The organism is Flavonifractor plautii ATCC 29863 (genome assembly GCF_000239295.1).
GTDB lineage: Bacteria > Bacillota > Clostridia > Oscillospirales > Oscillospiraceae > Flavonifractor > Flavonifractor plautii.
The window spans coordinates 1-13499 of record NZ_JH417826.1 but is presented as its reverse complement, the minus strand read 5'-3'; the positions used below and the strand labels follow the sequence as shown (position 1 = coordinate 13499).

Below are 13499 nucleotides of genomic sequence, written 5' to 3'. Positions count from 1 at the left end.
GCGCAAAATCATAGGCAGTATGGAGGTTCAGCCAATCACACAGTGAACTGGTATCCAGCTCCTGGCCAAACATCTCCTGCTGAACTTCTTTGCTGACACAGCCGAGCTGAAAATCCAGCGTGCGGCCGATGCGCAGGATCTCCTCCGGGAATATAAGATCCCCCGGCCGCAGATCCCTGCGGTGGGTCAGTACGGGAACACTCACAGGCTCATCCCTCCCATCGTCATTCCGCGCTCCATACCCTTCGCCTCGCCCTGTGGGCAAGGCTCACTCATTTCGCCGGAACTCCTCTCCCCACCGAACCCGCTGTGCTGGGCTTCGGTGGGGGCCTCGCCATCGTTCTGCTGCTGTATCTGGCCGTGTTGGAGCTTCAATACCTCCAGAATCTCCTTGGCCTGCGCGTCCAGAAGGATGTTCCGTTTTGCCGCCCACTCCGCATAGCCGTCCAGCTCCACGCCATTCTCCAGCAGGGCTTCCGCCGCTGACGACGCGTGCTCCCGCAGGCACGCATCCAGGGCTTCATAGTCATCCTGGCGCACCTGGAGCACAGACCGCAGCAGCTCCACCGCCATCCACTCACTGCCCCTGGAGATCAGAGGCCGCAGGGCGGGCGCGGCGCTGCCCTGCGGCTGGAGCCCCTTCCGAATCAGATTGGTGAGGGTGCGCAGGTCACAGGCCCTGGCGGCGTCATAGAGCAGACCGATGGGGGCGGCGGCAGCCTGCTCCTGTGGAGCCCAGCGTATGAGCTCCCTGGCCATGGCGGGGTTTTGCAGGTAGGCATACCGCAGCACCTCACCGGGCAGGGCAGGGGACGGATCGGTCACCTTGTCCATTGTCCGGTCCAGCATCATCTGCACCCGCTGGAGATCCCCGGTGTCCACCGCCCGTTTGCAGGCGTCCAGCCAGACGTCCTCCGGGTAGGGTGACTTTGTCCCAAGCATCAGTTTGGCCATCCGTCTGCCCACTGGGCCTGGCCTGCCTGCCGCCGCGGCCAGCAGGCTGCCCCGCTCCTCCGGCTTCGAGATCTGGACTGCCAGGGAGGAAAAGGCATAGAGCTCCCCATCCCGGACGGCCAGCAGGGCCCGGTCCGCTGTGCTCATGCGCAGGGGGCGGGCGCCCACCTCGTCCATGTAGGCGGTAATGCTGCCCGCCATGCGGCGCAGGAGCTGTTCGGTACCCGTCATCTGCTCCTCCTGCCGCATCCGCTGTTCCAGCAGTGCGTCCATGAGCACCCGCTGTTCCTTCGGGCTGAGATGGAGCACCACGCCTTCCGCTTTTGTGCCGTCCTCCTGACTCTGGAATCTGGCATAAGCGCCGCGCTCACCGTGAAATGCCTTGGTGATGGCGGAGGAGATGAGGAACATCCGGTCCATGTCGGAACCGCTCTCGCCCAGGGTCTTGCCCGTGGCGAAGCTTTTGATCACAGGCTTGCCGTCCTCCCCGTACCACTTCAGGTACACATCCAGGTAAATCCCCTCGCTGTCCCCGTAGTCCGTGGCACAGAAGAGATCCGCATTCCTGGGGATCACCCTTCCGTCCTCCCAGTCGGCGTCCAGCAGAAAATACTCGTCCGGCAGATAGCCCATGCCCTCCAGCCGGTGCTTCAGCTCCTCATAGACCTCCTGGCCAGTGCGGCCGCTCAGTTCAATGGTCTCCATGTGCCGCTTCCTCCCTCTGCATCTGTGTGGCCTTGGCCGCAGTTGGCCGCCGGGTCCGGTGCCTGTCCGGCCGGCACCGGGCGTCCAGGTAGGCCCGGGTCTCCGCCGGGACGTAGGCCTCGTACAGCTCCTCCAGAGCCCGCTGGAGCTCCTTCTGGGGCGTGCGCTTGTTCTTGGCGGCAAGAAAATACCGGAGCGCGTCCAGCCGCTCCGGTTCCATGCTCACCGTCAGTTCCGTTTTTTCCATAGTCAGCTCATGCCTCCCATCGTCTGCATTGTGTTTTTCGGAACCTCGGATGAAGCTGCAGGCTGCCCGCATAGGGTGTTCCACCGGGCCTCTGCTTCACGCAGATACCGCTCCGCCAGCTCAGGGTGTTCACCCAGCAGAGGCTGGACACAGGGGACGCCGTAGTGCGTCTCGTGCAAGTCCAAATCATACCGCCCCAGTACATAGTGGAGAGGAACATCGTCCATCGGGAAAAAACGTCCCTGTACGGAGCAGGTTTTGCGTTCCGGGTCGATGGACCGAATGACGCCGGCGCGAAGGGTAAAATCGCCGGGGCCTGCGTAGGGTTCTGTGGCGGCAAAGAGCACCGTGTCTCCCACGGACAGCTCCCTGGACAGCAAAGCGTCCCGCATCTGGTCGATCAGCGACTCGCGGCTTATGGAGAGCAGCTTGGTCTCCGGAGCCAGCAGGGCTTGTGCCTGCCGGTAAAGTGACGCCGCCTGCTGCTCCGTCACCCCTGGCCTCCATGTGCCATCTGTCCGGGTGATCCGTTCGCTGTCCGGCAGCCCCGCCGCCGTTTCATAGGCGGCAATAAGGCAAGCCGTATTCTGGATTGGGTTCATATTCTCTCACTCCTCGTATGATGTGGTTGGCAGGTAGTATCTGGGGTTTGTTCTCTGTCCGTCGGCCCGCACCTCGAAGTGAAGGTGCGGGCCGGTAGACCGGCCGGTGCTGCCGGACAGGGATACGATGTCGCCAGTCTCCACCGTTTGGCCCACCCGCACCAGCAGTTGGGAATTGTGGGCGTAGAGAGTGGACAGGCCGCTGCCGTGGTCGATCATCACATAGTAACCATAGCTGCTGTGGTACTGGGCGGCGGTGACGGTGCCGGGCAGGGCGGCCCGGACGGGAGTGCCGGTAGGCACCGCCAAATCCATGCCGGTGTGGCCCCGGGTCTCCCCGGTGAAGGGATCCCGCCGGTATCCAAACTCCGAGGTGACCCGGCTCTCCCACCCGGCACCAATGGGGGAGCAGAAGCCGTCCGCCCCAATGAAGGGCACGTCGGCGCCGGGGATCCAGCCCTCCGTTCCAGTGGACACGCCATACTTCACAATGTTGTAGACGCTGTCCGCATTGGCCTGCTGCTCCGGTGTGACCTCCGTTCCGGTAAGTTGTCCGATATTTTGATAAATCTCCTGGAGGTCTGAAATCGGGACGGCCACGGTATAAGTCTCCTGGGTCTCCACCTCATTGCCGTCCTCATCCACAGTGGTCACCGTGCGGGTGCGCTCCTCATAGGTGACAAAGCAATCCACAAAGGCCTGTCCAGCGTGGGCCGCCGGGTCATCCGCGCCGAAGTACAGAGCGAAGAATACCGCCTTGACCCGGACGTCATCCAGGCCGTCCCCCTCCTCCATCTGCCCCTCCACGGCCTGCATGGCGGCATCCAGCAGGGCAAAGCTGTCCCGCATCTCCTGGATGTATGCCTGATACTCCGCCGGGGCACCCTCCGGGACGGCCCCACCGCGAAAGCACAGGTCCACCACAGTGCGGTTGTGCTCCGCCCCACCTGAGAAGGTGGTGCAGAAGAAGGCCAGAAGGAGAATGATGGGAGAGAGTACGGCTATCAGCACCCACCCCACGGCCTTCCGGCTCTTTTCATTGGCGAGAATAGATGCGGCAGCCTTGAGCACCAGGGCTGGAGCGGCCATTATCCTCCGCCTCCTGTGATCAGTGCATGCTTGTGGGGCGGGGCGTGGACGTCCAGCAGGTTGCGGTCCGCACCGGATTTGAACAGGCAGACACCGTTATTGGGGGAACTGATCAGGTCGTACTCGGCACTTTCCAGTTGCAGGTTGTCCATGTAGAACTTCTTGTCCACCTTGCCGCCATGGAAGAGAAACTGGTGGGTGGGGATGGCAAACAGGGGGCGGGTCAGCTCCCGCACGCCCTGGATATCGAAATCCTCCAGGTTTTGCGACGCCAGGATCAGGGCGGAATTGCGCTTGCGCACCCGCTTGAGGCAGTTGCGGATGTACTCAATGGTGGTCAGGTTGGACAGCCAGAGGTAGAGCTCGTCCAGGGCCGCCACGGTGCTGCCTTTGGTAAGGAGCTGGTCGCTGAGGTAGGACAGCAGATTGAAGAGCAGGGCGTCCTTGACCGAGGAGTTGGCATGAATCAGATCCTTTACCCCAAACACCAGGAACCTTGCGCTGGTGATGTTTGTGTAGCCGCTGAAGTAGACGCTCTCCGCCCCCCGGCACATGGAGTGGAGGCCCAGCAGGAGCTCCTGCAGCAGTTTCCTGGGATACAGCGGGCTGTCCTCCCGGTCATAGTGCTCGTAGGCGTCCTCCAGGACGGCGTACAGATCCTCCGCAATGGGCCAGTCCTCCGTCCCCATGGCCGAGAAGTCCGTCTTGTCCGAGATGCCCCACTTCCGGTACAGCCGCTCCAGCATCAGCTCCAGGGTATCGATCTGCTGGTGGGTGAAGGGCTTGTAGGCCCGGAAAAAGTCCTTGAGGAAGGAGATGTGCTGGGACAGGGGAGATTTCTGCCGGAATGCCTCTGGCGCGTCTGGATTGTCCTCTCCATCCACATCCCACCGCTTGGCCTCCAAAAAGTTAATACGGAACTGCCCGCCCATGAGGTCCGCGTAACAGCCACCCAGTTTGCCACAGAGCCAGGTCAGCTCCTGCTCCGGGTCCAGGCAGATCACCGTCTTGCCGCTCTCCAGCAGATTGCAGATGAGCAGCTTGAGCAGGTAGCTCTTGCCCTCGCCGGAGTTGCCCAGGATGAGCACGCTGGAATTGGTCTTGTCCGGTGTGCGGCGGTCCAGGTCCAGCAGGATGTCCGCACCATAGTGGTCATTGCCGATGTAAAACCCGTGAGGATCGCTGCGGCCGGAGTAGTTGATGGGGTACAGGTTGGCGGTGGAGCTGGCGGGCAGCACCCGCTCAAACTGGGCGCCCAGGGCGTTCCGCCCCGCCGGGTTGGCGGAGAGGAAGCCCTCCCGCTGGCGGAGGAGCAGGGGATCTGCACTGAGTTTGGCCCGGGTGAGCTCGGCGCCCACCTCGTCCCGCAGCAGCCGCAGCTCCTCGGGGGTTTTGGCGGCCAGCTCCAGGAACACGGCGCAGTGGATGAGGGGCTCCCGGTTCTTCCGGGCGCCGGCAATGATGGCGGCCACATCCTGGAGGTTGGCCTCCGCCGTGACACTCCGCTTCAGGTTATCCTGATTGCTCCGATCCAGCCGGTTCTTGTTGACGGCTTTGTGGTAGATGGCGTCCTCCTCTGCCGCTGTCACCTGCCGGGCATAGAGATGGAGGGTGACGCCGGCCCGGTTACAGATGTGGGAGAGTAGGGCCAGCTCCTCGGTGGCGGCGGGGTAGCCCCGGAGGGCCAGGACGCAGCGGTATAGCCCGCCCAGCACATAGGAGTCCGTGTTAAACTTCACGGCTGCTGGGGCAATCAGGTCCAGAAAGTCCTTGGGCTGGAAGAGCTGCGCTGGTTTTTCCACAGGCTTCTTTTGCTTTCTCTGACTTTTAGCCATGCTCTGTCACCCACCTCTCTCCATCTATGCTGTCAAAGTGTTCGGTCACCATGTCCTGCTGGTAGTACACCGCCAGGATGCGCTTCACATCCTGCTCCCCGGCCAGGCGGACGTGGAAGCCGTGATCCTGGATCTGCTTCTCCAGCCGCCGGGGCAGCTCCCGATCCTCCGCGGCCTTGCTGTCCAGCCGGCAGACCAGGACGAACTCCCGGGAGGCGGCGGTGGAGGACTGGCGTGCGTCCAAGTGCTCCATATCCTGCCGGAGTAGCTCCCGCAGGGCGGGGGACGGTTCCTCCTCCAGCCTCCTCTGGTAATACTGCTTGTTTTTTAGAAATGACTCCCTGGAGTCCAGGGCCAGCAGCTCCAGGGATGCCATCCCCTGGAGAAGCCCGGTGAGGGCCCGCACCCGGCCCCGGATGCCCTCCGGGGACAGGATGGACAGATTGTCCGGCCGGAGCAGGTAGAAGAGCAGTTCGTCCCTGCCGCACACCGCGCCGTGCTCCGTCAGGCGGGTGACACCCATGAGCTGCCGGGTAGTCTGCCGCTGGCGCAGGAGCTGCTGTTCCTTTCTATTCATTGTTCTGCCCCCATTCATAGTATTGCTGCTGCAGGAACAGGAAGCAGGCCGCCCGCCGCAGGAAGTCCAGGACGCTGGAGCCCTCCACCTGGATGGCGAGGAAGGCGTACAGCACGGTACCCACCAGGGACAGCATGGTCCCCGTCTGGGCCAGCGCCAATACAGAGAGCAGAAAGGCCACCCCGATAATGGCCACGTCCCGCAGCTGCCACAGCCACAGGGTGGCCTTGGCCTTCAGATTGTCTGGGTAGATGAACACGAAAACACCTCCAAAACAGGAAGGGACCCAGCCTGTCCGGCCAGGTCCCTTCCTGCAGTTTATTCTTCTGTACTGCTTTCTTCCGTATCCTCGTCACATCCATCTGTTTCCCCCTCGGGTTCTGCGGCGGCTTCCTCCAGGATGCGGCCCTCCTGCTCCGCGTGTCCCTCGTTGGCGGTATCCCCTGCAGCTTCACATTCCTCCTGACCCTCCGCCAGGGCCCTGTGGATGCAGTCTAGGAAGAATGCGTTTTGTTTGATACCCCGCTCCTGCAAGTAGTCCTTGAACTTCTCGAACAGCTCGCCGGGCACCTGGAATGCTACCGTTCTCTTGTCTCCGCTCATCGTAGTTTCCTCCTTCTGATTATCGTAGAATGTCTGGATCAGCCAGGTCATGTACTGGCCCAGGGTCTGGCCGGACGCCTCCTGCTCCTCCCGCACCCGGGCGTGGAGCCCAGCAGGGATGGGAGCACAGAGGTTCTTTACTTTTTCTTCCATATCGCAGCTCCCTCCTCTTATGGTAACGCAAGTATACCGATCTCACCCGCCAATAGCCATCACCAACACCAACAAAGATCTCGCCGGAAACCAAGCATAAACAACATGCTATTTGACGGCCTGGACAATGGTGCGGGTGGTGTTGACAGCAGCCTGGGCGGTGTAGACGGCGCTCATGATGTTGGCCCTGGTGGTGGTATCCAGGCCGAAGGCCCCGGCGATGCGGGGCACCTCTCCGGCGGCCAGCATGAGGCCAAGCCCCAGGAGGGCTTTGTCACTGAATACCATGAGCCCCGCCACCAGAATGGTGGCCTGGAGGAAGGCGGTGAGGCACAGGCCGATGACCTGCTTGCACCACTGGGTGAAGCCGTCCGTATAGCCCCGGGGGATGGAGAACATGTACAGGGAGCCCACGGCAATCTGGATGAGCAGGATGCCGCCCCGTTTGAGATTGCTGAAAAACACCTTGATCACCGCATAGGCCATGAGGATCATGGCAAAGAGGAGCATGATGGGGTTAGTGCCCAGGCCCCATTTGGCCTGGGCGGCGATGTCCATCAGGCCGGCGCCCTCCAGATCTGTGAGGATCTCGTTCCCCAGCTCCCCGATACTCTTTCCCGCCCCTGTGATTTCCATGGCGAAGGTACCCTGGAGGGAGACGGAGAGGGCGTACAGCCGGACGGGCACAGTGGTGAACAGGCTGACGGCAAAGAAGCCCTTGATGGCGTTGAGGGCGGGCTGCTGGAGATTGCCCCGGCCAGATGCGTACTCAATGCCGCACTCAAAGGCAGATACCACCACGCTGACGGCAAAGAGAGCCCAACCCAACTGGGAGAAGAAGCGCACCACTGACCGCACCCAGGAGAGGTCGAACAGCTCCACCCCCATGTTTCCCATCTGGGCGAAGAAGGCGCCCAGGAAGCCCACCATCTGGCTGTAAAACCAGTCCAGGATGGACTCCATCACCGGGTTGGCCACAAAGTCCCAAATAAACACTCGCCTTCACCGCCTCAGATGCCTACGATATTCCAGATGTAATTGGGGGCCAGCAGCACGAAGATCAGGCAGACGAACAGGATGGCGGGGCCCGTCCACTCAAACTGGCCATGTTTCCGATAATCAAAATACGCCATTGCGAGTTTGACAAAAAAAGCGATGGCCAGCACCAGGCTCAAAGCTGGGAACACCACAGTATCCACCACAGTCTTGATCTGGCCGGCGGCATCCGTCCAGGTCTGCTCTACGGCGTCCGCCACGTTGCCGGCGGAGGAGGCGAAGGCTGGGACCATGCACAGGGCGGCCACCGTCAGGGCCAGGAGCAGCACCTGGATTCCCTTTTTTCTGATACTCATTCTGACACCTCCATAAAATTGGAGGGTCGCCCGACTGGGGCGGCCCTTCTAACGATAGTTTGCTGGAATCAATAGCCGGTGCGGGGCAGGGGCTCGGCGGGCTTGTAGACCCTGGTCACCCACCGGGAGGTGGCCATAATCCACTGGCCGTTGTACACGCCGCCCACATCCGCCTGGTTGACGAATTGGCTGCCGCCGGTAAGCCAGGCGTAAACGGTGGCATAGACCTGGGGCGCCTCCACCTGCCGGAAGTTGGCGGGCACCACGCCGAAGGATACCATGAACTCGGTAATGTACTCGTTGGAGGCCAGGCCCAGGGCAGCCCTGGAGGCGTCCAGTACATAGTTCTGCTGGGTGCTCAGGTTGTCCGCCAAGGTGCGCCAAGTGCCGCCGCTCAGGTTGGTCTTGTAGACCACCTTATAATTGCCCGGCACGTTGTAGGTGCCAGTGACAATCTTGTCCAGCCGCACCGCCTGGCCGGGCAGAGTGTCTCGCCAATAGAACGATGTAAGGCTGGTGGTGGAGTTGTTGCCGATGCCGCTGAAATCGTAGCGGATCTGTTGGCCGGGCATGACCTCCACATAGCCGGTCTTTTGGATGGACACGTTGGTGTAGATGCTCTTGTTGGTCATGGCCGCCTTGACGATCTGCCCGGCAAACTCAATCTCCACCTCGATGGGGGTCCTGTCCAGGCCGTAAAAGTCCGCGGCCCTGGACTCCACGATTTTGTACCGGCCCAGGGGCAGCGGCCGGGAGGATGCAACGCCGTTCTTGTCCGTCTCAACCGTATCGACCAAGTTGCCGGTCCGGGCGTTGTAGATCTCAAACTCTGTGCCGGGGATGGGGGTGCCGGCGGGCCAGCCGTTAACGCTGTTGTAGTCCGCGGAGGTCTTGGTTATCTGGATCTGCCCGGTGATGGGGGTATTCTGCCATTCAATCTCCGTGGTCTCCCCAGACTCCACATAGACGGTCTTTTTCTCCGTGTCAGGGACATAGCCCTCATTCTCTAACTCTCTGAGATAATACCGGCCGGCCTCCAGACCCTCGATCAGTACGTACCCCCGGTCATCCGAGGTGTACTGGCCAATGGGGGTATTGGCGCTGTCGTAGAGCAGGAAGCTCACCCCATAGATCCCCTCGCCGGTGGTGCTGTCCGTTTTGTGGATGAGGATGGCGCTCACCGGCGTGTTCTCCACCTGTAGGACTGTGGTTTCTCCGTTTTTGACCTCAAAATAATGGGGAGTGCCGTCCAACTTGAAGCCCTCCGCGCTCTCGGTTTCCACGGCATAGTACGATCCATTCTCCAGGGCCAGGAACACCCGGCCATTTTTGTCGGTGGTCACGGTATCCACCAGGGCGTCGTCCATACGGCGGATTTCAAATGTAGTGTTGGGAATCCGCTCCCTGGTGTCATCCGCGTTGACCTTGATGATTTCCACGCCGCCGATGGGGTCGTTATACACCGTGATGGTCTGGGTGTCGTTAGGGTTGATGACCACCGTTTGGGTACGGGTTTCCTCATGGATGGTGTAGCCCTCGATGGTCTTGGTCTCTGTGACGAGGAATGTCCCCACCAAACCGTCAATCATGATCTGGCCGTTTTCGTCAGTGCGGTAGAGGCCCATGCTGGAGGTCATGCCGCCGTTGTCGTCCACCACCGTGCCGTCCGCCTCGGTGATGGTAAACTCTACCCCCTCCAGGGGCTCATGGGTGACGGAATCCAGCTTGTTGATGACAAGGCCGCCCTTGGGGGTGTTGGTGATGACCACCGTTTGGGTGTCTCCGCCCTCTCCGATGACCACATTGGTGGAGGGGGCATCCATGACGTACCCCTGGGGCGCCTTGATCTCCGTGAGCACATAGGCGCCGGGGGCCAGGTTGGTTACGCGGATTTCGCCATTGTTGTCAGTGGTAAACACACCGTTCTGGGTGAGCGTGCTGTCGCCGATCACCCCATCCAGGCCCACCTCACAGCCGGCGGCGGTCGTGATTCTGAACTCCGCGCCGGGAAGCGGCTGGCCGGTGGCGCTGTCCCGTTTCTGGATGATCAGCTCACCCTTCGGCTGATTCTTAAAGGTCAGGCTGACCGTCCGGCCCTCTTTGATCTGCACGGTCTGGGACTGGGTATCGATGAGGTAGCCTGGAGGGGCCTGGGTTTCCGTCACCACCACGCTCTTTCCGGGCTGGAGGCCGGAGATCAGGATCTCGCCGTTCTCGTCTGTCTTAAAAATTCCGTTGCTGTCCCCAATGAGGGTGCCGTCCGCATAGGTGATTTTGAACTCCGCGTCGGGCAGGGTCTCGCTGGGATTGGTAGCGCAGACCTTGCGGATCAGGAGGTTCCCGTCCGGCATGTTTTCAAAGCGGACAGTGATGACGCTCTGCTCCCCGTTGTCTGCCAGGTAGACGGTCTCGGAGGACTGGATGATGCTGTACCCGTCCGCCGGATCCACCTCCTCCACGATGTACGATCCTGGCTTCAGGCCCGTCCAGATGGCCATGCCGTTGGAGCCGGTCACCTTCTGTCCGATCATGGTGCCGCCGGTACCGGAGGCGCCTCCCAGGTAGCGGAGCTGGAAGGTGGCCCCGCCCAGGGCCTCGCCAGTGACGCTGTCCGTCTTGTGTACCACGATGGCGTTGAGGGGGACGTTCTCAAATGTCAGAGACTTGTTTCCGCCGCCCTCAATATAGATCTCCTGGGTGGCAGGCTCCTTGATGGTGAAGCCGGGGGCGGGTTCCAGCTCCGTCACCTTGTACCAGCCGTCCCGCAGACCCTCCAACACGATCTGGCCGCTGGCGTCAGTGAAGTAGATCCCCAGGTTGTTGAGCTCGCCGGTGTCGGTGCCATTGCTGCCGTACCAGAGCTGGAATTTGGCCCCCTGGATGGGGCTGCCGGTGATGCTGTCTACCTTCTGGATGGTAAGGGTGGGCTTTTTGTGATTCTCGAAATAGACGGTGTGGTTCCGGTTGGGATAGAGGGTGACCAACTGGGGCTCCGCATCCATGAGATAAGGGGAGGGAACCGATTTTTCTGAAATTTGATACACCCCGGGCAGCAGATTTTCCAGGGTTGCCGTTCCGTCTGCCCCGGTCTTGATTTCATCCACGCTGTGGCCGTCCGCCGCCTCCACCAGGAATACGGTATCCGGCACGGGCTCCCCGGTGTCGGCATCCCGCTTCACCACCGTCAGATTGGGCCGGATATCGTTCTCCAGGATGATGGTGGAGGTCTTGCCGGGGAAGAGCTCCACATGGCGTTCCACCGGGTCGATGATGTGGTCTGAGGTGGTGTCCAGCTCCTTGACCGAGTACACCCCCGGCTCCAGGCCGGAGATCTGGATTTCGCCATTCTCGTCGGTAGTGCGGTCCAGGTAGTGGGTGCCGTCCTCAATTTTGGCGATGCGGAAGGTGACCCCAGCCAGCCGGGAACCGTCCGAACTCAGCTTGATGAGGTTCAGGGAGGGTTTCACAGAGTTGGTGAACACGAACCGGGCCGTCTGGTTGGCCTCCAGATGGATGATGCGCTGGGCCTCGTCGATGATGTAGCCCGGGCAGTCCAGTTCCGTCACCACATAAGCTCCGGTGGGCAGTTCAGACAGGTCGATTTCGCCGTTCTGGTCGGTGGTGAACTCCGCCGGGCCCCACGAACCGTCTACCGCCTCGATGCGGAACCTGGCGTTGGGGATCACCTTGGACGGGTCGGCGCTGTCCACCTTGACCAGCCAGATCCCGGGCTTCTGGTCGTTAAAAAAGTAGAGCTCCTTAATACTGTCTCCGGCCTTCAGTTCAATTTCCTGCGGGGTGGAATCCACCAGATGTCCACTGTCCCCAGTGTCCACCTCCTGGACGCGGTAGGTGCCCGGCCGGCAGTCCGTGAGCAGGATTTCTCCCAGGGCATCCGTCTCATAGTCCCCCAGCAGCTCCCCATCCCGCCAGATACGGAAGGTGACGCCGGGCATGGTCTCATGGCTCAGGCGGTCGTACTTGATAATCTTCAGGCCGGGCAGGGCCTCGTTCTTCAGGGTGTAGGTGACGCAGTCCCCTGCCACCACAGTGGTGGTATAGGTCTGGGGATCCCGCTCCCACCCCTCCGGGGCGGCCAGCTCCAAAATCTCATATGCCCCAGGCTTCAGCTCTGTGAAGGTATAGGAACCGCCGGTGTCGGTGGTACCGGTATAGGTGGCGCCGCTCTCGATGTGCTTGATCTGTACCTTGGCTCCCGCCAGGCTGGCCCCGGTGGAAGCGTCGATCTTCTCGATACGCAGGTCGCCGTAGGGTTCATTTTCAAAGTCCACCTCGGCGGTTTCCCCGTACTTCACGGTGACCTGTTTGACCGGCTCCTCGTCCAGCAGGTGATGCTCCGGGGGTACCCGCTCATAGATGGTGTAATTGCCCACTTCGGTGAGAGGGATAGTGATGGAACCGGATTCCGGCGTGGTGTAGACGCCGATGGTGTCCCCGTCCGGGCCCACCACCTCGAAGGTGGCACCGGAGAGGGTGACAGTAGTGCCCGCCTCATACTTGGTGATCTTGAGGGCGGTTTCGCTGGGAGGGGGCGTAGGCTCGTCTGGGTCATCCGGCTCGTCGGTATCCGAATAGTTAGAGATGGCGTTTCGCAGCAGGCTGGTTTGGGGATCGGTATCGCAAAGATAGCTCTGGAGCTTGCCGTATTCATCCGTTTCCTGGCAGAGGGCATAATAAACGGCGTAGCGGTAGACATCAGCAGAAAGGGTAAGCTGAACGCTGCCGCTCCGTCCCTCCACGCTGGCCGCCGGATACAGCACCTTAAATTGTCCACTGTAGCCGTCTCCGGTATTGGAGACCTTGACCTGGGTAATATCCTGTCCGTTCATGTCTGTAATTCTGGTGCCATCAGGTACGTCACCGGGATTTTGAAACTGGATATTGACGATATGGTTTACCACCCAAGTATCCGAGGTGGCAGTAAATACCTGCTGGAGATATGCTTTTCCATCAAGGGTGACAGGGTACGCCTGCTCCCGGTCTGTAGTGACCGTAATTTGGGGTTCAGCCACATGATCCCAGGTCATGCCTTGGGTATAAATCCTGGTTGTGGCATCCAGAAGCTTTTCTCCAATTGTCCGCTCTGAGCCGGTAAGGCCGGGGGCCACGGTGATGTCGTTGATGTCCCACTCGGGGATCAGGTAACACCACAGGGCAATCTTGCCGGCGTAAAAGGCCTGATATTTGTTATCCAGCCCCAGTTCCTCCAAGGAGCGGTGGGGGTACATATTGGCAATCAGCCCCACTACCTTGGGATCGCTGGCCTTCTCCTCAGCCAGATAACGGATACTCTCCCCCTCGGGAACCGTTTGGGGTACGCCGTACTGGTTATAGCGATAGGTAATCCACCTCTTTTACTGC

General features: G+C 60.9%; 11 protein-coding genes and 1 pseudogene. All 12 read right to left on the bottom strand.

The genetic code is table 11. The features are described from left to right. Positions 1-205, bottom strand: a pseudogene (locus tag HMPREF0372_RS20805) (hypothetical protein); the annotation flags it as partial. Next, entirely contained in the window at positions 202-1659 is a 1458-nt protein-coding gene (locus HMPREF0372_RS14270; protein WP_007493918.1) for a hypothetical protein, read from the bottom strand. The pseudogene HMPREF0372_RS20805 and the gene HMPREF0372_RS14270, both read right to left, overlap by 4 nt. Further along, positions 1646-1906 carry a DUF6103 family protein gene (locus HMPREF0372_RS14265; protein WP_007493915.1) on the bottom strand — a complete coding sequence of 87 codons (261 nt, stop codon included), beginning with the start codon at positions 1904-1906 and terminating at the stop codon, positions 1646-1648. The genes HMPREF0372_RS14270 and HMPREF0372_RS14265 overlap by 14 nt, the downstream gene beginning before the upstream one ends. Positions 1907-1908: 2 nt before the next feature. Next, positions 1909-2508 carry a hypothetical protein gene (locus tag HMPREF0372_RS14260; RefSeq protein ID WP_007493914.1) on the bottom strand — a complete coding sequence of 200 codons (600 nt, stop codon included), beginning with the start codon at positions 2506-2508 and terminating at the stop codon, positions 1909-1911. A gap of 6 nt (positions 2509-2514) precedes the next feature. Then, positions 2515-3597 (bottom strand): M23 family metallopeptidase, encoded by a 1083-nt coding sequence (locus tag HMPREF0372_RS14255; RefSeq protein WP_007493912.1) that lies wholly within the window; start codon positions 3595-3597, stop codon positions 2515-2517. Continuing rightward, on the bottom strand, positions 3597-5432 hold the full coding sequence (locus HMPREF0372_RS14250; RefSeq protein WP_007493911.1) for a VirB4 family type IV secretion system protein: 1836 nt from the start codon (positions 5430-5432) through the stop codon (positions 3597-3599). Before HMPREF0372_RS14250 ends, HMPREF0372_RS14255 begins: the two co-directional genes overlap by 1 nt. Continuing rightward, a complete protein-coding gene (locus HMPREF0372_RS14245; RefSeq protein WP_007493910.1) occupies positions 5425-6009 on the bottom strand; it encodes a hypothetical protein in 585 nt (194 codons plus the stop codon). The genes HMPREF0372_RS14250 and HMPREF0372_RS14245 overlap by 8 nt, the downstream gene beginning before the upstream one ends. After that, positions 6002-6268, bottom strand: coding sequence for a hypothetical protein (locus HMPREF0372_RS14240; RefSeq protein WP_007493909.1), 267 nt, complete (start codon positions 6266-6268; stop codon positions 6002-6004). The genes HMPREF0372_RS14245 and HMPREF0372_RS14240 overlap by 8 nt, the downstream gene beginning before the upstream one ends. 59 nt (positions 6269-6327) lie before the next feature. Further along, complete coding sequence (locus tag HMPREF0372_RS14235) at positions 6328-6765, bottom strand: hypothetical protein (protein WP_007493908.1); 438 nt, start codon at positions 6763-6765, stop codon at positions 6328-6330. 108 nt (positions 6766-6873) lie between these two features. Further along, complete coding sequence (locus HMPREF0372_RS14230) at positions 6874-7761, bottom strand: conjugal transfer protein TrbL family protein (RefSeq protein WP_007493907.1); 888 nt, start codon at positions 7759-7761, stop codon at positions 6874-6876. A 14-nt stretch (positions 7762-7775) separates the two neighbouring features. Beyond that, positions 7776-8117 carry a DUF3852 domain-containing protein gene (locus HMPREF0372_RS14225; protein ID WP_007493906.1) on the bottom strand — a complete coding sequence of 114 codons (342 nt, stop codon included), beginning with the start codon at positions 8115-8117 and terminating at the stop codon, positions 7776-7778. A 68-nt stretch (positions 8118-8185) separates the two neighbouring features. Beyond that, positions 8186-13366: a SpaA isopeptide-forming pilin-related protein gene (locus HMPREF0372_RS14220; RefSeq protein WP_007493905.1), complete on the bottom strand. Its 5181-nt coding sequence runs from the start codon at positions 13364-13366 to the stop codon at positions 8186-8188. Positions 13367-13499 lie beyond the last annotated feature (133 nt).